This is a genomic window from Nonomuraea sp. NPDC050783, from assembly GCF_040802095.1.
In the GTDB taxonomy this organism is placed as follows: domain Bacteria; phylum Actinomycetota; class Actinomycetes; order Streptosporangiales; family Streptosporangiaceae; genus Nonomuraea.
The window spans coordinates 1-19266 of record NZ_JBFAHK010000033.1; the positions used below are offsets into that span (position 1 = coordinate 1).

Consider the following 19266-nt stretch of genomic DNA (forward strand, 5'->3'; position numbering starts at 1 on the left):
GCGTGGCCAGCCCCAGCGCGCACGGGCAGGCGATGATCAGCACCGCCACCGCGGCCGTGAACGCCGCACCCGCCCCGTTGCCGGTGCCCAGCCAGAAGCCCAGCGTGCCGACGGCCAGCGCGATCACGATCGGCACGAACACGCCCGAGATCCGGTCGGCCAGCCGCTGCACCCGCGCCTTGCCGGTCTGCGCCTCCTCCACCAGCCTGGCCATCTGGGCGAGCCGGGTGTCGGCACCGACCCGGGTGGCCCGCACGATCAGCCGGCCGCCCGCGTTCACGGTCGCGCCGGTGACCGCGTCGCCCGGCCCGACCTCGACCGGCACCGACTCGCCGGTCAGCATCGAGGCGTCCACGGCGGAGGTGCCTTCCTCGACCACGCCGTCGGTGGCGATCTTCTCGCCGGGCCGCACCACGAACCGGTCACCGGCCTTGAGCTGCTCGACCGGGACGCGGCGGCCGTCGGCCAGCTCGACGTCCTTGGCGCCCAGCTCCATCAGCGCCCGCAGCGCCGCCCCCGCCCGCCGCTTGGAACGGGCCTCGAAGTAGCGCCCGGCCAGGATGAACGCCGTCACGCCCGCCGCGGCCTCCAGGTAGATGTTGCCGGAGCCGTCGGTACGCTCGATCACGAACTCGAACGGGTGCGTCATGCCCGGCATCCCCGCCGAGCCGAGGAACAGCGCCCAGAGCGACCAGCCGAGCGCGGCCAGCGTGCCCATCGAGATCAGCGTGTCCATGGTGGCCGCGCCGTGGCGCAGGTTGGCCCAGGCGGCCCTGTGGAACGGCCAGCCCGCGTACACCACGACCGGCGCCGCCAGCGTCAGCGACAACCACTGCCAGTGGGTGAACTGCAGCGGCGGGATCATCGCCATCGCCACCACGGGGACGCTCAGCACCACCGCCGTGACCAGCCGCTGCCGCAGCGGCCGCAGCTCGTCCCGCCCTTCCTGCCCCTCCTGCCCCTGCTCCGGAGAGGTCCGCTCGGCCGGAGGGGCGGGGAGGGCGGCGCTGTAGCCCGCCTTCTCCACCTCGCTGATCAGCTCCTGCGGGTCCAGGTCGCGCGGAAAGGTGACCTTGGCCTTCTCGGTCGCGTAGTTGACCGTCGCCGTCACGCCGTCGAGCTTGTTCAGCTTGCGCTCGATCCGGTTGGCGCAGGACGCGCAGGTCATGCCACCGATCGTGAGTTCGACGGCTTCATCCTCGGTCACGGAGGACATCACCTCTCCTTTCGTCGCGTCCCGGATCGTCAGTGACTGTGGTCGTGGCCGGCCGACGGCACGTGCCCGTCGGCGAGGGTGGCCGGAACGGTGAAGCTCGCCGTCCGCACCTGGTCGTCGTGCTGGAAGTCGAGGAACAACCGGTAGGTGCCGGTGCTCGGCACCTCGGCGTAGAACGTGATCTCCGGCCCGGCCTGCTCGCTCTCCTCGGGGTGCACGTGGAGGTAGGCGAGGTCGCCGGCGCGCAGCGCGACCAGATGGCCGTACGCGCCCAGGTAGGGCTGCAGGTCCGTGACCGGCTCGCCGTTCCTGCTGACCGTGAGCGTGAGCTTGCTCGCCTGGCCCGGCACCAGGTTACCGGCGAGGTTCACCGTGTAGTCGCCGACCGTCGCCGTACGGCTGGCGTGCGGCAGCGGCTCCGGCCGATAGTCGCCCGCGGCCTGCAGGTCGGCGCCGAGCGTCAGCTTCGCGCCGCCCGCGCCGCCCTCCGGGGCGAAGTCGGCGAACGCCCGGTAGGAGCCCGGCTTCGGGAGCGCCAGGCGGACCTTCCAGGTGCCGTCCGCCGCCATCTCGGGGTGGACGTGCTGGAAGCTGGTGAGGTCGCGGGAGACGACGATGAAGTGCATCTTCTTGTCGTGCTCGACCTTGTAGGCGGTGACCGGCCTCAGGTCGGGGCCGGTGATCCGGAAGGTGAGGTCCGCGGGCCGGCCGGCGGCCGGGGTGGTGATCAGGTTGAGGGTGTATCCGTCCTGCGACACCTGGAGCCCCCCGGGGGTATCACCCTTGACCTGCCGCACAGCCTCGTCACCGTGCCCGTCCTCGCCATGCCCGTTCCCGCCGTGCTCGTCCCCGCCGTGCCCCTGGCCCTGCTCCACACTCTTCTTCTGATCCTGCGAGGCGGCGGCGACGTCGTCGGGGGCCGTCACCCGGCCCACGCCCAGGGCGCCGCCGAAGACGACGGCCAGCCCCAGGACGTAGACACCGAGCCTGCCGGCCGTGTTCACGACCGGCCCGCCAGTTCGTACCCGGCCTCCTCGACCGCGGCGGCGATCCTCGCCTCGTCGATCGGCTCGTCACTGCCGACCGTCAGCAGGCCGCTGCCCAGGTCGACCTCGACGGAGGTGACGCCGGCGACCTCGCCGACCTCCTCCTTCACCGAGCTGACGCAGTGGCCGCAGGTCATGCCCTTGACGGTGTAGGTGGCGGTGGTGGTCATCACGATCTCCTCAAATGTGGTCAAGTACGTCCTGAACGAGTCTAACACCCTACCCCCCCAGGGTATTTGTCAGGCCCAGCTCTCCCATGACGTACGCACGAACAGGGTCCGGCGACGCCCCGTTCGCTCAGAGCGTCCGCCTCCAGAAACGTATCATACCCCCCTGGGGTATATCCAGCCTCTCCACCCGGACACGCCCGGGACCCACGGACATGGGGACACGGACACGCCGGAGGGTCGATATGGTGGGCTTGGCAAGAACACCTGACCATCGCTCATCCCCCAATCCACACATCTCATAGCCCAATCCGCACATCTGGTCCGCACGCAACACAAGGACCGCGGCCATCCCTTGCTAGGCTGCATGTCAACCGTTGGGTCTCACCCCGGCAGGTGAGACCGTCGAAGAAGTGGGGTCACACCGTGAAGAAGCTGCTCGTTCTGGCGCTGATCGCCCTCGGGGGGTTGCTGATCTGGCGTAAGGTGCAGGCCGACCGCGCAGAGCTCGATCTCTGGACCGAGGCGACCGGCAGCGAGAACTAACCGACCGGCGAGGCGATGAGTGACATCGTCCCCATCAAGCTGGTGTGCCTGGATCTAGCGGGCACCACGGTCGGTGACATCGCCATGGTCGAACGCGCCTTCGCCGAGGCGATCGCGACCCAGGGCATCGTGCCCGGGACCGGAGCGTACGCACGTGCCATGGTTCACGTGCACCGGTCCCGGGGCTGCCCCAAGATCGACGTCTTCCGCGGCATCTTCCCCGGCAACGAGGCCCAGGCCCAGGCGGCGAACCTGACGTTCGAGCGCTCCTACGAGGGCGCCCTGGAGCGCTCCGGCCTCGAGCCCACGCCCGGCGTCCTGGAGGTCCTCGACAAGCTCCGCGGCACAGGCATCAAGCTCGCCCTGATCACCGGCTTCAGCCGCACCACGCTGAGCCGCGTCCTGAGCGTCCTCGGCTGGCACGACAAGATCGACCTGGCCATCTCCCCCGAGGACGCCGGAGGCCGCGGCCGCCCCTGGCCCGACATGGTCCTGCACGCCGTCCTCCGGCTCGGCGTGGAGGACGTCCGCAACGTGGCGGTGATCGGCGACTCGGAGAGCGACATGCTCTGCGGCCGCCGAGCCGGCGCCTCCGTCGTGGCCGGCCTCATGACCGGCGTCCACAGCCGCGAACGCCTCCTCAAGGGCGGCGCGACCCACATCCTGGACTCGATCACCGACTTCCCGAGCCTGATCCTGAGCGACGACCTGGGTTCGACGCAGGTGGCTTCCTCCGCCCGGTAAGCTATCTTCGTCGAAGGGGCCTTAGCTCAGTTGGCAGAGCGCCTGCTTTGCAAGCAGGAAGTCAGGAGTTCGAATCTCCTAGGCTCCACCGCAGGTGAAAGGCCACTTCCCATGATCGGGAAGCGGCCTTTTCAATCTTGTACAGCTGAAACACAGCTACGGCGGCAACCTTCTACAGCTCCAGAACCCGAGGGTGGGCGTCAGCACGACCATAGGCAAGGATGTGTCGCAGCCCTTGCCGAAGCTGTCCGAGGGCCTGCTCGTCCACATCGAGGACGGCCTCGACCTCGGGCTCGGCCAGACCGAGCGTCTCCAAGGCGTCGACGTCGAAGACGACACGCAGCACGTTGCCCCGCAGAGTGAGTTCTTGGACGGCTCCATAGGCGGTGCCCTGATCGGCGGTAACAACGCAGTAGGTGTCCCAGCCCAGGGCGATGTCCTGATCGTCAGGCTCATAGGTGCAGCACTGGAAGGTGAGCACCATGCCATCACCGGCTTCTGTTTCGCTCACACCGGCGGACATGCATTCATCCTCAGGGTGTTCGTAAGCTCCGGCGACCTGAGCGGTGAACTTGATCGTCATGGCGAGAGGGTAACTGCACGGCAGGGCCGAGCCGGACCGTTGTTGTCCACTATGGCCGTACGAGTCAGACCGATTCAGCCCTTCAGCGGCCCGAGGACCTCAGAAACGCGAAGTCCCGTCCGGCCATGTGAGTCGGACGGGACCAGGTCAACGTGCGTCCAGCCTTCAACCGGCCGCCCCTGGCGACGTACCGGTCGGCGGAGCGCGTCCTGGTGCAGGAAGCAGGAACGCGGACGGGTCCGGCCGGTCACCCGCACCTGGTGGATGCGTACCAGTTGCCGGGCCAGAAGATCGGCGCGCTGCTCGGCTCCGTCCTCGTCCAGTCGCGCGGTGGCGTCGACGGCCTGGAGCGTGGCCGCGGGGATGGCCGTGGCCCCGCAGGCGCCGCATTTCGGCGTCCACCCGCCGCGCAGCCGCTCGGCGGGCTCGATGCGGTCGCCCCGGGCAAACCCTTCTCCACCCACGTACGCGTGGCTTCCCAGCTCGGATCGTCCGTGTCCGCGTTCCCGATCATGCCGGCGGCGTGGCGCCGTACCGGCAAGCCGTGGTGACAGTGGTCATGTGTTCCTGGTGATGGGGACGGCCGGGGCGATGGAGCACGGCACAGGACGATAGGGACATGACGAACAACAGCGGCCAAGGGGCACGCCCGGGCGTGACGGCGGGGGCCCAGAGGTGGTGCCGGCGCGGCGGTCGCTCAGGTGGCGGTTGCGGTAGCCTCGGTCAGGCCGGAGTCAGGGGGTGAGTCACGGATGCCGGAGCCGCTCGACGACGCGGAGCTGGAGCACTACATGCGCGAGACGCTCGCACGCGTGGAATCGTTACGGACAGGGGAAACGCTCCCCGAGGTTGTGCCCGAATCCCCCCGAGCCCATGGCGCGGCCGAGGACGGCCGGGTGCGGGTGATCGTCAGGGCCGGAGCCGTCGAGTCCGTCGTCCTGGAGCCGCGGCTGTTGCGGCTGCCCCCGCAGAAGCTGGCCGAGCTCGTACGGGAAGCCGTCAACGCCGCCATCGACGGGCTTCTCGACGCCTCGACCACCTCCTCGACCCCCACGCCCGACCTGGTGACGCTGGCCAAGGCGCTGCACGAGGCCGGCAACGAGGCCCTGCACAGGATGGACGTCATCGCGCAGTCGATCGCCGAGGCGATGGCCAGGATCCGCGAGCGGACCTCCATCAGCGGCGACCCCTATCCGCGCGGCCTGGAGGACCTCATCGAGATGACGCGCAGCAACCTCGACCGCGCGATGGCCGGGATGGAAGCCACGACCGAGCCGGTGCGGGGTGAAGGCGTGGCCGGGCGGGGGCACGTACGGGTCGTGGTGAGCGACGGCCGGGTGGAGTCGGTGGGGATTCACCCGAAGGCGATGGCCGGGGGCTCGCACGAGCTGGCCGAGCAGTTGCGCGAGGCGATGAACGCCGCCTTCGACGACCTGGCGAGGGCCGGCGCCCGGCAGCACCAGGGCGCGGCCGGCGTGGACCTCGCCGAGGTCGCCCGCCGGGCCCGGGAGACGCAGAGCGCCGGCATCGCGCAGATGCACGCCGCCACGCGGGCGCTGCGCGACATCATGACCAGCATTCAGGAACCGGAGTGAGGTGCTCGGTGACGAACGACGATATCTTGTACCGGCCCGCGCACGCCCGGAAGGCCGCCGAAGGGGTGAGCTCGTCGGCTCAGGAGCTGCAGGAGCGTCTGAGCGCTTTCGAGAAGGAGCTCACCGGGGACGGCGACGCCTTCGGCGCCGACGACCTGGGCACCATCATCGCGACGATCTACGGGGCCATCCATCAGATGGCCTTCGAGTCCTACGGCGACAACACCGGCGAGATGGGGACGTACGCCGGTAATCTGCAGGTGATGAGCGTCAACGAGCAGCGTGCCGAGGACCTGGCCACCGTCGAGGTCAACCGCATTCGCGAGATGCTCGGATAGCGCCCATGGGAATGAAACTGCCCACCGGGCTCGCGAAGTTCATGAACGCGACCGGGCGCCAGTGGCCCATGAGCGACGAGGAGAAGCTTCTCAGGATGGGCCAGGCCTGGCTCGGTCTCAGCGGCGACGTGGGAAGGCTGACGGGCGACGCGGCCACGTTCGCCGCCGGCACCTGGGCGGCTCAGAAGGGCGGCGGGGTCGAGGCCGCCCGGAAGAGCTGGGAAGCCGACGACTCCGCGCACAAGAACCTGCTCGACGGCCTGACGGGCGCGGACATCGTCGGCCTCGGCCTGATGGTGTGCGCCGCGATCGTCCTGGTCCTGAAGGTGAACTTCATCGTCCAGCTCATCCAGCTCGCCGTGCAGCTCTTCGAGGCGATGGCGGCGGCGCCGGCCACGATGGGGGCATCGACGTTGCGGGTTCCCGTTCTCATGGAGATCACCGGCAGGCTTCTCGACCTGTGCATCACCATGGCCATGAACGGCGTCATGGGCGGCTGAGCGCCCGCGCGCGGCCCGGCCCGGCGGGCACGGCCTCAGCCCTGCGCGAGTCCCCGCTCGTACTCCTCCGCCGCCGATTCCTGGGTGTGGTAGGAGGGGAAGTCGATGACCTGCCCGTTCTCCCGCAGGACGAGGAGCGGGCCGGCGCCGGCCACGCCGTCGTCGGGGTCGCGGGTGACGAGGTAGGTGGCGGTGGTGTAGACGAACAACCAGCCGTACGGCCGCTCGATCGTGACCTCGTCGTTGATCGCGAACTCCTCCTGGCCCTCCTCCTCGGGGGCGAACTCCCTGGCGACGTAGTCGCGGGCGATCCGTTCGGCCTCGGCTCTGGTGATCACGACTGTCCTCCGTCACGCCGTCCGGTAGAAATCCCACTGCGGAAACCTGCCGGCGTGCGGGTTGACATCGGCCATCTGCCTGAGCTGCCCGTCCAGGTATGACGTCTTGCCGCCCACGTTCGCGACGTTGAAGACGTGCGCCGTACCTGTGCCGCCGTGCCCAATGATGATGCCACGGGCGCCGGGGTTCTCGGCGATCAGGCGCTCCACGTCGTCCAGGGAGCTCAGCCCCGTCCGTACCTCGGTGGCCTGCTTGCCGAGGGCGCCACGGACGAGGGGGACCGGCACGCCCCTGGGCCTGGCGCCGGCGACCGTGGCACGGCCGGCCAGGATGTCGTCGACCGCCATGGCGATCTCGGAGCAGTTCACCTTGGAACCGGTGGGGTTCACGTGCCGCATGGCGACTCTCGTCTCGTACCGGCTCAAAGGTCTTCCCCCGGCCTCGCGCAGGAGCCGATCGATCTCCCTGTGGGCGTCGCGCATCGCGGCCTGCTGGGCCGCCGTCAGCGGTGAGGTGCCGCCGTCCAGCCTGTGTACGTGCCGGGGGCGCAGCTCGACCAGCGGGATCTTGCCGCGCCTGCTGAGCGCGAAGCGCTCGGCCGCGTCCTCGACTCCGGCCGCCAGCTGGTGGCGCCTGCCCCCGCGCGCCACCGTGCTCCTGAACCAGGGCGCCGCCTTGCGGAAGAGCCCGAGGGCGACCTTCCCCCCCAACTTTGCCATTCGGGATGTATAGCACGCTCGGCGCCAGGGCTCCCGTGGCCCCGCTCGGACCCGAAGGCCGGCGATGGGCCGGTCCGGCCGCTCCTGGACGAGCGCGCAGCTCATCATGGCCGCGCAGGAGGCGCTGATCGGCGAGGGCGTGAGGGTCGCCAGGGAGCGGCCGCGGGGAAGGCCGCGCGCCGCCCTGCCCACCGGCGGTTACGACAGGAGGGGGATCGCCGCCTCCGTCCGGATCTCCGCACGCATGATCTGGGCTTGGACGAGGGAGAGGTCATCGGGTCGCGGGGAAGCCGGTGGGTCCTTCGACGGGACGCGAGCGGCGCAGCGTATCTCGGGCATAAGGGGCGGGTGATGGTGAAGTAGAGCAGAATTGGCGCATGGGAGAGGCTCGGCGGGTTGGGCCGCGGGAGTACCCCGGGGTGGTCGGTGCGCTGGTCGTGGTCCTGGCGGTGCTGCTGCCGGGCGGTCTGGCGTTCAGCGTGTACAGGTACTTCAACCCCCTGGCGGTGGCCGCGCCGGTTCCCGCGGCGGTGGCCCGGTCCGCGGAGCCGCGTCCCGGCGAGAGCGGGAGACGCTCGGGCTCGCCCATCGACGCCGCCGACTACGGCGACTGGAACTTCCGCATGGACGGGGTCACGTTCAAGGCCGAGAAGGCGGGCGGCTGGACGTACGGGTCCTGCGCTCCGGTGGACGGGCGGCCGGGCGTGCTGGCCAAGGGGAGGTGCGAGCGGGCCGTTCAGCTCGCCTACACCGCCTATCGCGGGCATCTCGCGGCGGTCCAGGTCATCATGGTCTTTCCCACCGCGAAAGCGGCCAAGGACGCGGCCGGGCGGCTGGCCGGGTCCTCGGGGGCGGTGAAGTGGCGCCGGGACCAGGTGCTCGACACCTACGTCTACGGCAAGCGCCGGGTGTCCTCGACCGGCCGGTACGTCGTCCTCACGGTCGTCACCGCCGACAGGACCGCCCGGGCGAAGGCCGCGCGGTTCCACCACTACCTGCACGCCGATCTTTCGAGCAGCTTCCTCTTCCGCGACCCGATCGCCTCCGGCTGAGCCCTCTTACGCCCGCCTCGTCCGTAAGCTGAGCATGTGTCTCCCGTACTGGTCCTGCTCGACGGCGTCCGCTGGCGCGGCGCGCGCGTGGTCGGCGAGCGCGCGCAGACCCTGCTGGCCGTGCTCGTCATGCACGGGCGTACGGGGGTCAGCGACGAGCGCCTGGTCGAGGAGTTGTGGCCCGACGGGGCTCCGGCCAACCCGACGAAGGCGTTGCAGGTGGTGGTCTCCCGGACCAGGGCGGCCACCAGCGCCGACGCCGTGGTACGGATGCCGCGCGGCTACCGGCTCGGGCTGCCCCCCGACCAGGTGGACGCGTTGCTGGTCGCCGTCCTGGCGGAGCAGGCGCGGGCCGCCCTCGGCGAGGACGACGTGGTGCTGGCCCGCCAGCGCGCCGAGGAGGCCATGCGCCTGGCGGCCGGCGGCACGGACGGCGGCACGGGTAGCGGCACGGGTAGCGGCACGGGTAGCGGCACGGGTAGCGGCATGGGTAGCGGCATGGACGGCGGTACTGACGGTGCCACGGGCCCGCTGGCCGAGCTGAGGGCCGCGGCCGCGCGGCGGGCGGCCGAGGCGCGGCGGACGGCCGCGATCGCGCGGGCCAGGAGCGGCGCGCACGAGGCCGCGCTGCCGCTGCTGGAGCAGGCCGCGGCCGGCCGGCCGCGCGACGAGGAGCTGCTGGCCTGCCTGCTGCGCAGCGAGTCCGCCGTACGCGGCGCCGCCGCCGCCCTGGAGCGCTACGAGCGCTACCGCGCGGACCTGGCCACCCGGCTGGGCACCGGGCCGGGGCCCGAGCTGGCCCGCGTCCACGCCGAGCTCCTCGTCGCGGACCAGCCGGTGCGCGAGGGGCTGCTGTTCAACGGCTCCTCGCTGCTCGGCCGCGACGACGACATCCGGGCGGTGCACGCCCTGCTGCAGACCAACCGGGTGGTCTCCATCATCGGCGCGGGCGGGCTGGGCAAGACGCGGCTGGCCCATGTCGTCGGCAGGGACGCCGCGCAGCCTATCGCCCATTTCGTCGAGCTGGTCGGCGTGTCCTCGCCCGAGGGCGTGGTGGGCGAGGTGGGCTCGGCGCTCGGGGTCCGGGACTCGGTCAGCGGGCGGCGGATCCTGACCGCCGAGCAGCGTTCCGACGTCCGCGCCCGGATCGCCCGGCATCTCGACCAGGCTCCGGCGCTGCTCGTCCTGGACAACTGCGAGCACGTGATCGAGGCCGTCGCCGACCTGGTGGCGTTCCTGACCGTGACCACCCGCGACCTGCGGGTGCTCACCACCTCGCGCGCCCCCCTGTCGATCCCCGCCGAGCGCGTCTACCCGCTCGGCGAGCTGTCCCCCGGCGACGCAGTGGAGCTGTTCCGCCAGCGCGCCACGGCCGCCCGCCCGGGCGTGCGGATGGACGACGACGTGGTCGGCGAGATCGTCGCCCGCCTCGACGGGCTGCCGCTCGCGATCGAGCTGGCCGCGGCCAAGGTGCGGGTGATGTCGGTGGAGGAGATCGCGCGGCGGCTGGCGGACCGGTTCGCGCTGCTGCGCGGCGGGAACCGCACGGCTCCCGACCGCCACCAGACGCTGCTCGCGGTCATCGAGTGGTCGTGGAACCTGCTGGACGAGCCGGAGCGGCGGGCGTTGCGGTGGTTGTCGCTGTTCGGCGACGGCTTCACGCTGGCCACGGCCGAGCACGTCCTGGGTCCGGACGCCCTGCACGTGGTCAACGCGCTGATCGAGCAGTCGATGCTGAACGTCCGCGAGACGGCGTACGGACTGCGTTACCGGATGCTGGAGACCGTCAGGGAGTTCGGGCGGATGCGGCTGCGGGAGGCCGGCGAGGAGGCGGCGGCCCGGACGGCGCAGCGGGACTGGGCGGCGGCGTACGCGCTGGAGCACTCCGCCAGGCTGTTCGGCCCGGCGCAGTACGAGGCCGCCGACGCGCTGCGCGCGGAGGAGAGCAACCTCGCCGACCTGCTCCGGCAGGCGCTCAGCGAGTCCGACCCCGTCACGACGGTGCAGTTGCTGGCCGGCGCGGGCGCGCTGTGGTCGATCCGCGGCGACCATCCCCGGCTCCTCGTGCTCCGGGAAGCGATCATCCACACGGTCGACGGCTGGCGGCCGCCGTCGCCGTTCGTCGAGGTGACCAGGGCCGCCATGCTGATCACGCTCATGAACAGCATGATCATCACTGACCGCGGCGACAACGTGATACGCGACCTCCTCCGTGCGCTGCCCGTCACCGACGCGACGAACCCCCGGATAGCGGCCATGGTCACGGTGCTGCTCGCCTGCGACACGGACGACGGCGCCGCCGTACGCCGCCGGCTGGAGGAGCTGTGCCGCAGCGACGACCCCGAGGTGGCGCTGGCGGCGACGCAGACGAAGGCCCAGTTCCTGGAGAACGTGGGGGACATCTCCGGGGCGATCGAGGCCGCCGAGCGGACCCTGTCACTGCTGCGCGACGACGAGGGGCCGTGGCTCATCGCGATCATGCACGCCATGCTGGCCCAGATGGTCATGCACCTCGGTGACCACCGGCGGGCGGTCGAGCACGCGCGGATCGCCATCCCGGTGCTGAGCCGGCTCGGCGCCGTCGACGACGAGACCCAGCTCCGCGCGGTGGTGCTCAGCTCGGCCCTGGCCGACGGCGATCTCGACACCGCGGAGGCCGAGCTCGCCGTGATCAACCGGATCAACGACAAGGAGACGATGCTCGGCGGGCTGGCGTTCGCCTCGTTGTGCGCGGCCGAGCTCTCCCTCGTCCGCGGCGAGACGGCCGCCGCGCTCGCGCAGTACCGCCTGGCCGTCCAACGGGCGCACGACCTGCGCCTGCCTGGCCTGCCACGCGCGGAGGTCACGCCGTGGTCGATCATTGCGTCGTCGTTCGCCCTGCCGGCGTTCGCGTACCACGCCGGGCCGGAGGACGTGCGGTACGGGGAGGAGCTGTTCGCCGGGGTGCGGGGCTACAACCTGCTGGCCGCGGACAATCCCATCCTCGACTATCCGCTGTGCGGCTCGATGCTCTTCGCGCTCGGCGTCTGGGGGCTGCTGCGGGGGGCCATGTCCACCGGCGACGCGATCAGGGCGCTGGTGCTGGCCGAGCGGTTCGCGTACAACAACAGCATGCCGAGCATGTCCTTCGAGCGGGTCGAGCCGCACGCGGAGCGGCTCGCGCCCGGGATGCTCGCCGCCCTGCGGGCCGAGTACGGCGACCGGCGCGGCCCCGACCTGCTCGACGAGGCGCGGCGTCTCGTCGAGCGGATCTCCAGCCAGGACGGGCCCGGGCGGAACGAGCCCGGACAGAACGAGCCCGGACAGAACGGGCACGGGTCACATGTGCCGCTTGTAGCTGCGGACCGACAGCGGCGCGAAGATCACGATGACGATCAGGCAGGCCAGGAGCGTCCAGGCCGCCTCCCCGCTGACGGCCCCGTGGTTGGCGAGGTCACGGGTGGCCGTGACCAGGTGTGAGACCGGGTTGAACCGGACGAACGCCGCCAGCCAGCCGGGCAACGTCTCGACGGGGACGAACGCGTTCGACAGGAACGTCAGCGGGAACAAGATCATCATGGAGATGCCCTGCACCGCCTGGGCACTGCGGGCGATCGTGCCGACCCAGGTGAAGGCCCACGCCAGCGACCACCCCGTGACGATCGCCAGCAGGATCGCGGCGAGCACGCCACCGGCTCCGCCACCCGGGCGGTAGCCCATCACCAGCCCCATGCCGAAGGTCAGCGTGGCCGCGATCGTGTAACGCAGCAGGTCGGCGACCATCGGGCCGGCGAGCGGCGCGATCCGGGCGATCGGCAACGACTTGAACCGGTCGAAGACGCCCTTCTCCATGTCCTCGCGCAGCTGCGTGCCCGTGGCCATGCACGTCGTCAGCACGGTCTGGGCCAGGATGCCGGGGATCATCAGGGGGAGGTAGCTCTGCACGTCACCGGCGATGGCGCCGCCGAAGATGAAGGCGAACATCGCGGTGAACAGGATGGGCTGCAACGCCACGTCGAAGAACTGCTCCGGGTTGCGCCGCATCTTCTTCAGCGCCCGCCACGCCATCGTCAGGGTCTGGCCGACCGTCTCGCCGAGGGAGACGCGGCGGCGGGCGGCCGCCACCCGGTCGGCGGCCTGTACCGACGCGCGGGCGGGTGCGATCGTGGTGTTGCTCATCGGCCGTCCTCCTTGATGCGGTCGGTCCGGTCGGTTCCGTCGGTCCGGTCGTGCTCGTTCGTCTCGTGGCCGGTGAGGGCCAGGAACACCTCGTCCAGGCTGGGCTTGGTCACGCTCACCGAGGAGATCGACACCCCGGCGGTGCGCAGCGCGATCAGCACGTCCGCGGCCAGGTCCGCCTGGTCGAGCGCGACATTGAGGCGGCCCTGCTCGGGGCTCAGCACCGGGTCGGAGCCGAGGACGCGCCGCACGACCTCCACGGCGGCCGGCACCCCGCCCGGCTCGGCGAGCAGCAACTGGAGGGTGGAGTTGCCGACCGTGGTCTTCAGCTCGTCGGGGGTGCCCTCGGCGACCTTGCGGCCGTGGTCGATGACGGCGACGCGGTCGGCGAGCTGGTCGGCCTCGTCCAGGTACTGGGTGGTCAGCAGCACCGTGCAGCCGTCGGCGACCAGGCCGCGGATGGTGTCCCACATCTGACCGCGGGTACGCGGATCGAGGCCGGTGGTCGGCTCGTCGAGGAAGATCAGCGGCGGCCTGGTGATGAGGCTGGCCGCCAGGTCGAGCCGGCGGCGCATGCCTCCGGAGAAGTGTGCGATCGCCTTGTCGGCCGCCTCCTCCAGGCCGAACTGGTCCAGCAGCTCGGCGGCGACGCGCCGGGCGCGCGGCGCGGCGACGCCCTGGAGGCGGCTGAAGAGCCAGAGGTTCTCGCGGGCGGTCAGGTTCTCGTCGACCGAGGCGTACTGTCCGGTGACGCCGACGAGCTGGCGGATCACGTGCGGGTTGCGGGCCACGTCCACCCCGAAGATCTCGGCGCGGCCCGCGTCGATCCTCAGCAGGGTGGCCAGCATCCGCAACATGGTGGTCTTTCCGGCGCCGTTCGGGCCGAGGACGCCGAAGATCTCGCCGGGGTACACGTCCAGGTGGATCCCGTCGACGGCACGGTGCTCGCCGAACGTCTTCACCAGCCCTTCCACGTGTACGGCGAGGTCGGCGCCCCCGGCGGGGGCCTCACCGCCCGCGGGGCGTCCGAGTTCTGTGATGCTCATGGCTCCACTGTCGTCGGCCCCGGTTTCACCACGCCCTCGGCCAGGTTTCACGGGTTTCCGGCGAGGGCCCGGCGGTCAGGCGGTCGGGCCCTGGGAGAGGGAGTCGACGAACGCCTCGGCCTCCGACGGGCTCATGTTCTCGTGGCTGCGGGCCAGGAACACCGCCTCCTTGCGGCGGCCGTCCGCGATCAGCGCGCGGACCCTGGAGGACAGGTCGCCCTCCTGAAGCATCGGCAGGTCGGGCAGGACGTCGCCGGCCCGCAGCGCCTGCGCCACCTCGGTCGCGGTCCGCCGGGACACCTGGGACTCCTTGCGGATGAGCTTCACCGCCTCGGCGAACCGGCCCGCCTCGATGAGGTCGTGGGCCCGCGCCTGGATGCCGACGGGCGTCATCAGGCCCAGGTTGACGGAGATGCGAGCCGTCCCGCGCCGTCCTGCCCGCCTGCCGAGCCCGATCCCGATCCCGACGACGACCAGCAGGAGAGCGAGGAACACCGATTCCACCGCGCCTAAGCCGAACATGCGGCGAGCATAGTGAGTGAAACCGACAAATCAAGGATCTTGGTCGTACGCGGGGAGCCTTTCCAGCCCGTAACCTCGCGGGCATGAAGGTCGACGAGCACCCCCGCACCCCCGGTCAACGCCGGCAGGACGTCCTGGACCGGCTGGAGCGGGAGTCGGACGTCTGGGTGGCCTCGGCGGACGCCGGCGGCGTGCCGTACCTGGTGGCGCTGTGGTTCGTCTGGCACGAGCAGGCGGCCTGGCTGTCCACCAGGGCCACCAACCCCACCGGACGCAACCTGCGCGCCGGCGGGCGGGCCCGGCTGGCCTTCGGCGACACCCACGACGTCGTGCTGATCGACGGCGAGGTGACGACCTACGCCGCGCACGAAGTGCCGCGGGCGGCGGCGGGGGCGTTCGCGGCGAAGTCCGGCTGGGACCCGCGCGAGGAGGGCACCGCGTACGCGTTCTTCGAGGTCCGGCCGCGCATGATCCAGGCCTGGCGCGGCGTGCACGAGCTGCCCGGCCGGACCCTGATGCGCGAGGGCACCTGGGTCGCCTGACCCGCACCTCCAGCGGCGCCTCGACGTGGCGGTGAGGAGGGCTCGGACGGAGCGGGGTGAGCCCGGCAGACCCTTCCGGCACACCTGTCACATGACTACGATCGGGCACCAATCGCCTACATGGCTGATTGCCGTCAAGGACGCACCGGACTACCGGACTGTGAGGAGAGTGTCCTGCACGTGGCTGGATGGGGCAGGGGCGGGCGACATGGGAAGAAAGCCCAGAGCGAGGACAGCGGTTTAACCGAGCCCTCTCCGGCCGGTGGCGGCGGCCGTTCCGGGCGGCTGGCCGGGGCCCGCCGGCTGCCCCTGCGTACGGTGCTGCTCATCATCGTGTTCGTGCCGAGCCTGACCTTCACCCCGTTGCTGGCCTCCGGGATGTACCAGTTGTCGTCCCAGTGGCGGGCGGAGCGGGCCCAGCTGGACCTGGCGACCGAGACCGTCGGCAAGCCCGCCGCCGCGCTGTTCTTCAGCCTCGACAAGGAGCGCAGGCTCACCGCCGAGACGCAGGCCGCGCCCGTCGCGGGCACCCGCGACAGGCTCGCCGAGCAGCGCGCGGCGACCGACCAGGCCGTGAACGCCTTCCGTCCCCTGACCGCCCTGGACGTCCCCGACGCGCAGGACGGCCTGACCGAGGCCATCGCCCGCGCCGACCGCGAACTCGCCCTCCTCGGCGAGCAGCGCCGGGCGGTGGACGCCGGCTGGAGCGACGCGCGCAAGGCGTTCGACTACTACAGCGGCGTCATGGAGGCGGACCTCGGCGTGCTCACCGCGCTCGGCCACACCGACGAGGGCCAGGTGAACAGCAGGTCGGAGACGCTGATCGACCTGTTCTGGGTGATCGACACGATCGGCCGCGAGGACGCGATGCTGGCCCGCGGCTGGAGGACCGGCCACCTGACGAGGGAGGAGTACGCCGTCGTCACCGGCGCCATCGGCACCAGGACGCACCTCCTGCGCTCCCGGGTGATCCCCGGCCTCGTCGGCGACGAGACCCGCTACCGGTCGCTGATGACCAGCGAGGCGTGGGGCGACATGGTCGCCCAGGAGGGGCGGCTCGCCACCGACGGCAACGCCGCCGCGAGCGACCAGGTGACGGTGCGCGGCGACGCGTCCCGCTGGCGTTCCTCGGTGGACGCGGTCACCGCGCAGGTGCTGGAGCTGCTGACGCTCCGGCTCGCGACGGTCCGCGACCTCGGTCACGACCACGCCGACATGCTCTTCGTCATCTTCGTCAGCATCAGCACCGTGGGCCTGCTCGCCCTCGGCCTGGTGATCTTCACGAGCTGGCGGCTCACCTCCGTCCTGCGCCGGCGCATCCTCCGCCTGCGCGAGGAGGCCCAGGAGCTGCGGGAGCGGCTGCCCGCGGTGGTCGCCCGGCTGGAGCGCGGCGAGGACGTGGACGTGGACGCGGAGGTCCGCATGGTCCAGCCCACCCCCGACGAGCTCGGCGAGCTGGGGCAGGCGCTCAACCTGGCCAGCCGCAGCGCCGTGCTCACCGCCGTCCGGCAGGCCGAGCAGCACCGCGGCTTCCAGCGCATGTTGCAGCGCATCGCCCGCCGCACCCAGATCCTCATCGGCCTGCAGCTCAAGAAGCTCGACGAGCTGGAGCGCAGGCACGAGGACCCGGAGGTGCTGGAGGGCCTGTTCGACCTGGACCACCTGACCGCCCGGCTGCGCCGCTACGAGGAGAACCTGGTGATCCTCGGCGGCGGGCAGCCGCAGCGCCGCTGGCGCCGGCCCGTGCAGCTGCTGGACGTCCTGCGTGCCGCGCAGGGCGAGGTGCAGGACTACCGGCGGATCACGATCGACGTCGAGGGCGAGCCGTGGGTGGCCGAGCGGGCGGTGGGGCCGCTGGTCCACGTCCTGGCGGAGCTGATGGAGAACGCCACGACCTTCTCCAAGCCGCTGACGCCCGTCGAGGTGCGGGCCGCGCCGGTCAGCCGGGGCGTCGCGGTGGAGATCGAGGACCGCGGCCTCGGCATGGAGCCCGACCAGTACGACGCCGCCAACGCCCTGATGAAGTCCCCGCCGCGGCTCGACGTGATGACGCACGCCGACGACGTGCGGCTCGGCCTGTACGTCGTCGCCCGGCTCTCCGCGAGCCTCGGCCTGCAGGTGGAGCTGCGCTCGTCGGCCTTCGGCGGCACCCGGGTCATCGTGCTGGTCCCGGAGGCGCTGGTGGTGGAGCGTCCCCGCGAGGATCCCGTACCGGCCGCGTCCCCCGAGGAGGTCCCCCCGGTGGCGACCGGCCCCCGGCACCGCCCCCAGGACGACGCGGCGGCGCCCCGGCACCGGGCGGCGGCCGAGAACGGCGCGCTGCCCACCCGCACGCGCGGCCGGGCCCTGGCGGACGTGACGACCACCCCGCTCGGCGGGGACCGCGACCGGGACGCCGCGCCTCCGCCGCCCGCCCGCCGGCCGCTGCCCCAGCGCGTACGGCAGGCCAGCCTCGCCGAGGAGCTCAAGCTCCCCGCCTCCCCCGACCCGGACGCACCGGACGCACCGGACGAGCAGGAGACCTGGGCCACCGGCGACCGGCCCGCCCGCTCCGGCGCCACGATCGGCGCCTTCCAGCGGCAGTCCCGCCTGCGCCGCGGCGGCGACGCCCCCCAGCCGAACGGAACCACCGAGCCCGGCTCCCCTACGACGGAAGATCGATGATGACGCAGCGAACCACCGCCACCAACGCAGACCTGGACTGGCTCCTGGACGGCCTGGTCGATCGGGTCGCGGGCACCCGGCACGCGATCGTGCTGTCCGACGACGGCCTGGTGATCAGCCGTTCCCGGAGCATCCCGCGCGCGGACGCCGAGCGCCTCGCCGCGATCGCCACCGGCCAGCAGAGCCTGGCCCGCGGCGTCGGGCAGCTCTTCAGCGGCGGGCCGGTCCACCAGGTCATCATCGAGATGGCCGAGCTGTGGCTGTTCATCACGGCGGCGGGCCGGGGCACCCACCTGGCCGTGGTCGCGTCCCAGGAGGTGGACGCGGAGCTGATGAGCGTCGCCATGCACACCCTGATCCAGCAGGTCGGCCAGAAGCTGGGCACCGACGCCCGCGCTCCGGAGTCACGGGACATCGGAGGACACGGATGAGACATTGGACGGAGGGGTTCGACGACGACGCCGACGAGTCCCTTGTCCGTCCCTACACGATCACCGGCGGACGGACCGCGCCCGAGCGGGACGACCTCGCGCTGATCACCCTCGTGACGACGGTGTCCGACACCCTTCCCGAGCCGGGACGCGGCGGTCCGCGGCGGTTGCAGCCGGAGCACCGCGAGATCTTCGCCCTGTGCCGGCGGCCCCTGGCGGTGGCGGAGGTCGCCGCCGCGCTGAACCTGCCGGTGTCCGTGACCAAGATCCTCATTGGCGACCTGATCGAGACCGGTCAGCTGCGCTCCCGGCCACCGATGACCTTCGCGCACGCGAGCGGGCTGCCCGACATGGACATTCTCAAGGCGGTGAGGGATGGGTTACGCGAGCTCTGACCACGGGGACACCGCTCCCCTGGCGGTGAAGATCCTCATAGCCGGTGGATTCGGCGTCGGGAAGACCACCCTGGTCGGCGCGGTGAGCGAGGTCGCTCCCCTGCGTACCGAGGAGTACCTGACGCACGCCAGCGTCGGCGTCGACGACCTGGAGGGCCTGAACGGCAAGACCAGCACCACCGTCGCCCTGGACTTCGGGCGCATCACCATCAACCGCGAGCTGGTCCTCTACCTGTTCGGCACGCCCGGCCAGGAACGGTTCTGGTTCATGTGGAACGACCTGGTCCACGGCGCGATGGGCGCGGTCGTCCTGGTGGACACCCGGCGGCTGGACGTGAGCTTCGCCTCGATCGACTTCTTCGAGAGCCGCGGCATCCCGTTCGTGGTGGGCGTCAACTGCTTCCACGGCGTCAGGGACCGGACGCCCGAGGAGATCCGCAAGGCACTCGACCTGGACCCGCAGGTGCCGCTCGTGTTGTGCGACGCCCGCGACCGGCGGGCCGGCCGGGACGTGCTCCTCGCCCTCGTGGACCACCTGATGGCCGCCCACTCCCGCCCCGCGCCGAGCTGACCGGCCCTCCGGTCCTCCGGTCCGCCGTCGCCCGGGGCGCCCGTGGCGGATCCGCAGGGGACCGTAACCGCGGCGTTCCAGGGTGGGGCGGT

At 71.6% G+C, this 19266-nt stretch carries 21 protein-coding genes, 1 tRNA gene and 1 pseudogene; 14 read left to right on the forward strand and 9 right to left on the reverse strand.

Annotated elements, in window-relative coordinates; genetic code table 11:
- The 3 genes from AB0H75_RS45275 to AB0H75_RS45285 all read right to left on the reverse strand — a co-directional run.
- Positions 1-1216 (reverse strand): heavy metal translocating P-type ATPase (locus AB0H75_RS45275; RefSeq protein ID WP_367807308.1); only part of this gene is annotated, 1216 nt, incomplete at its 3' end.
- A gap of 29 nt (positions 1217-1245) precedes the next feature.
- Complete coding sequence (locus tag AB0H75_RS45280) at positions 1246-2220, reverse strand: hypothetical protein (RefSeq protein ID WP_367807310.1); 975 nt, start codon at positions 2218-2220, stop codon at positions 1246-1248.
- Positions 2217-2432, reverse strand: a complete 216-nt coding sequence (locus AB0H75_RS45285) for a heavy-metal-associated domain-containing protein (RefSeq protein ID WP_367807446.1) — start codon at positions 2430-2432, stop codon at positions 2217-2219. The genes AB0H75_RS45280 and AB0H75_RS45285 overlap by 4 nt, the downstream gene beginning before the upstream one ends.
- A gap of 423 nt (positions 2433-2855) precedes the next feature.
- Between AB0H75_RS45285 and AB0H75_RS45290 the strand changes: the two genes are divergently transcribed.
- From AB0H75_RS45290 to AB0H75_RS45300, 3 genes are all read left to right on the forward strand, one after another.
- The gene (locus AB0H75_RS45290; RefSeq protein WP_020542320.1) at positions 2856-2975 is read left to right on the forward strand and encodes a DLW-39 family protein; all 120 of its coding nucleotides are present in this window, start codon (positions 2856-2858) and stop codon (positions 2973-2975) included.
- A 15-nt stretch (positions 2976-2990) separates the two neighbouring features.
- On the forward strand, positions 2991-3719 hold the full coding sequence (locus tag AB0H75_RS45295) for an HAD-IA family hydrolase (RefSeq protein WP_367807313.1): 729 nt from the start codon (positions 2991-2993) through the stop codon (positions 3717-3719).
- 15 nt (positions 3720-3734) lie between these two features.
- Positions 3735-3807 (forward strand) — tRNA-Ala (locus tag AB0H75_RS45300).
- A gap of 84 nt (positions 3808-3891) precedes the next feature.
- Here AB0H75_RS45300 and AB0H75_RS45305 read toward each other — a convergent pair.
- Positions 3892-4302, reverse strand: a complete 411-nt coding sequence (locus AB0H75_RS45305) for an Imm10 family immunity protein (protein WP_367807315.1) — start codon at positions 4300-4302, stop codon at positions 3892-3894.
- Between the two features lie 260 nt (positions 4303-4562).
- On the opposite strand from AB0H75_RS45305, the gene AB0H75_RS45310 reads away from it, so the two are divergent.
- From AB0H75_RS45310 to AB0H75_RS45325, 4 genes are all read left to right on the forward strand, one after another.
- Positions 4563-4853, forward strand: coding sequence for a hypothetical protein (locus AB0H75_RS45310; protein ID WP_367807317.1), 291 nt, complete (start codon positions 4563-4565; stop codon positions 4851-4853).
- A 201-nt stretch (positions 4854-5054) separates the two neighbouring features.
- Entirely contained in the window at positions 5055-5897 is an 843-nt protein-coding gene (locus AB0H75_RS45315; protein WP_367807319.1) for a hypothetical protein, read from the forward strand.
- A gap of 8 nt (positions 5898-5905) precedes the next feature.
- Positions 5906-6235, forward strand: coding sequence for a hypothetical protein (locus AB0H75_RS45320; protein ID WP_367807321.1), 330 nt, complete (start codon positions 5906-5908; stop codon positions 6233-6235).
- A 5-nt stretch (positions 6236-6240) separates the two neighbouring features.
- Positions 6241-6735, forward strand: coding sequence for a hypothetical protein (locus AB0H75_RS45325; RefSeq protein WP_367807323.1), 495 nt, complete (start codon positions 6241-6243; stop codon positions 6733-6735).
- Between the two features lie 35 nt (positions 6736-6770).
- Here AB0H75_RS45325 and AB0H75_RS45330 read toward each other — a convergent pair whose 3' ends face one another.
- Together AB0H75_RS45330 and AB0H75_RS45335 are read right to left on the reverse strand one after the other, a co-directional pair.
- Positions 6771-7073 (reverse strand): YrhB domain-containing protein, encoded by a 303-nt coding sequence (locus AB0H75_RS45330; RefSeq protein ID WP_367807325.1) that lies wholly within the window; start codon positions 7071-7073, stop codon positions 6771-6773.
- 12 nt (positions 7074-7085) lie between these two features.
- The gene (locus AB0H75_RS45335) at positions 7086-7793 is read right to left on the reverse strand and encodes a toxin glutamine deamidase domain-containing protein (RefSeq protein ID WP_367807327.1); all 708 of its coding nucleotides are present in this window, start codon (positions 7791-7793) and stop codon (positions 7086-7088) included.
- 377 nt (positions 7794-8170) lie between these two features.
- Here AB0H75_RS45335 and AB0H75_RS45340 point away from each other — a divergent pair, with 377 nt between their 5' ends.
- Positions 8171-8845, forward strand: coding sequence for a hypothetical protein (locus AB0H75_RS45340; protein WP_367807329.1), 675 nt, complete (start codon positions 8171-8173; stop codon positions 8843-8845).
- Between the two features lie 270 nt (positions 8846-9115).
- A pseudogene (locus tag AB0H75_RS45345) lies at positions 9116-10432 on the forward strand (BTAD domain-containing putative transcriptional regulator); the annotation flags it as partial.
- Between the two features lie 1731 nt (positions 10433-12163).
- Here AB0H75_RS45345 and AB0H75_RS45350 read toward each other — a convergent pair.
- From AB0H75_RS45350 to AB0H75_RS45360, 3 genes are all read right to left on the reverse strand, one after another.
- Positions 12164-13003: an ABC transporter permease gene (locus AB0H75_RS45350; RefSeq protein ID WP_367807331.1), complete on the reverse strand. Its 840-nt coding sequence runs from the start codon at positions 13001-13003 to the stop codon at positions 12164-12166.
- Positions 13000-14049 (reverse strand): ATP-binding cassette domain-containing protein, encoded by a 1050-nt coding sequence (locus tag AB0H75_RS45355; protein WP_367807333.1) that lies wholly within the window; start codon positions 14047-14049, stop codon positions 13000-13002. Before AB0H75_RS45355 ends, AB0H75_RS45350 begins: the two co-directional genes overlap by 4 nt.
- A 75-nt stretch (positions 14050-14124) precedes the next feature.
- Positions 14125-14571 (reverse strand): hypothetical protein, encoded by a 447-nt coding sequence (locus AB0H75_RS45360; RefSeq protein ID WP_367807335.1) that lies wholly within the window; start codon positions 14569-14571, stop codon positions 14125-14127.
- A gap of 83 nt (positions 14572-14654) precedes the next feature.
- Between AB0H75_RS45360 and AB0H75_RS45365 the strand changes: the two genes are divergently transcribed.
- The 5 genes from AB0H75_RS45365 (at position 14655) to AB0H75_RS45385 (ending at position 19174) form a co-directional block, all read left to right on the forward strand.
- Positions 14655-15113: a pyridoxamine 5'-phosphate oxidase family protein gene (locus tag AB0H75_RS45365; RefSeq protein WP_367807337.1), complete on the forward strand. Its 459-nt coding sequence runs from the start codon at positions 14655-14657 to the stop codon at positions 15111-15113.
- Between the two features lie 180 nt (positions 15114-15293).
- Positions 15294-17777, forward strand: a complete 2484-nt coding sequence (locus AB0H75_RS45370; RefSeq protein ID WP_367807339.1) for a nitrate- and nitrite sensing domain-containing protein — start codon at positions 15294-15296, stop codon at positions 17775-17777.
- Positions 17777-18208 (forward strand): roadblock/LC7 domain-containing protein, encoded by a 432-nt coding sequence (locus AB0H75_RS45375; protein WP_367807448.1) that lies wholly within the window; start codon positions 17777-17779, stop codon positions 18206-18208. Before AB0H75_RS45370 ends, AB0H75_RS45375 begins: the two co-directional genes overlap by 1 nt.
- Entirely contained in the window at positions 18205-18603 is a 399-nt protein-coding gene (locus tag AB0H75_RS45380) for a DUF742 domain-containing protein (RefSeq protein WP_367807341.1), read from the forward strand. The genes AB0H75_RS45375 and AB0H75_RS45380 overlap by 4 nt, the downstream gene beginning before the upstream one ends.
- Complete coding sequence (locus tag AB0H75_RS45385) at positions 18584-19174, forward strand: ATP/GTP-binding protein (RefSeq protein ID WP_367807343.1); 591 nt, start codon at positions 18584-18586, stop codon at positions 19172-19174. The genes AB0H75_RS45380 and AB0H75_RS45385 overlap by 20 nt, the downstream gene beginning before the upstream one ends.
- Positions 19175-19266 lie beyond the last annotated feature (92 nt).

What these genes read in the sequence shown, in the direction of transcription:
- AB0H75_RS45285 (WP_367807446.1), bottom strand. Translation starts at nt 2,432, where the DNA reads ATGACCACCACCGCCACCTACACCGTCAAGGGCATGACCTGCGGCCAC.
- AB0H75_RS45295 (WP_367807313.1), top strand. Translation starts at nt 2,991, where the DNA reads ATGAGTGACATCGTCCCCATCAAGCTGGTGTGCCTGGATCTAGCGGGC.
- AB0H75_RS45305 (WP_367807315.1), bottom strand. Translation starts at nt 4,302, where the DNA reads ATGACGATCAAGTTCACCGCTCAGGTCGCCGGAGCTTACGAACACCCT.
- AB0H75_RS45315 (WP_367807319.1), top strand. Translation starts at nt 5,055, where the DNA reads ATGCCGGAGCCGCTCGACGACGCGGAGCTGGAGCACTACATGCGCGAG.
- AB0H75_RS45325 (WP_367807323.1), top strand. Translation starts at nt 6,241, where the DNA reads ATGGGAATGAAACTGCCCACCGGGCTCGCGAAGTTCATGAACGCGACC.
- AB0H75_RS45335 (WP_367807327.1), bottom strand. Translation starts at nt 7,793, where the DNA reads ATGGCAAAGTTGGGGGGGAAGGTCGCCCTCGGGCTCTTCCGCAAGGCG.
- AB0H75_RS45340 (WP_367807329.1), top strand. Translation starts at nt 8,171, where the DNA reads ATGGGAGAGGCTCGGCGGGTTGGGCCGCGGGAGTACCCCGGGGTGGTC.
- AB0H75_RS45350 (WP_367807331.1), bottom strand. Translation starts at nt 13,003, where the DNA reads ATGAGCAACACCACGATCGCACCCGCCCGCGCGTCGGTACAGGCCGCC.
- AB0H75_RS45355 (WP_367807333.1), bottom strand. Translation starts at nt 14,049, where the DNA reads ATGAGCATCACAGAACTCGGACGCCCCGCGGGCGGTGAGGCCCCCGCC.
- AB0H75_RS45360 (WP_367807335.1), bottom strand. Translation starts at nt 14,571, where the DNA reads ATGTTCGGCTTAGGCGCGGTGGAATCGGTGTTCCTCGCTCTCCTGCTG.
- AB0H75_RS45365 (WP_367807337.1), top strand. Translation starts at nt 14,655, where the DNA reads ATGAAGGTCGACGAGCACCCCCGCACCCCCGGTCAACGCCGGCAGGAC.
- AB0H75_RS45375 (WP_367807448.1), top strand. Translation starts at nt 17,777, where the DNA reads ATGACGCAGCGAACCACCGCCACCAACGCAGACCTGGACTGGCTCCTG.
- AB0H75_RS45380 (WP_367807341.1), top strand. Translation starts at nt 18,205, where the DNA reads ATGAGACATTGGACGGAGGGGTTCGACGACGACGCCGACGAGTCCCTT.
- AB0H75_RS45385 (WP_367807343.1), top strand. Translation starts at nt 18,584, where the DNA reads ATGGGTTACGCGAGCTCTGACCACGGGGACACCGCTCCCCTGGCGGTG.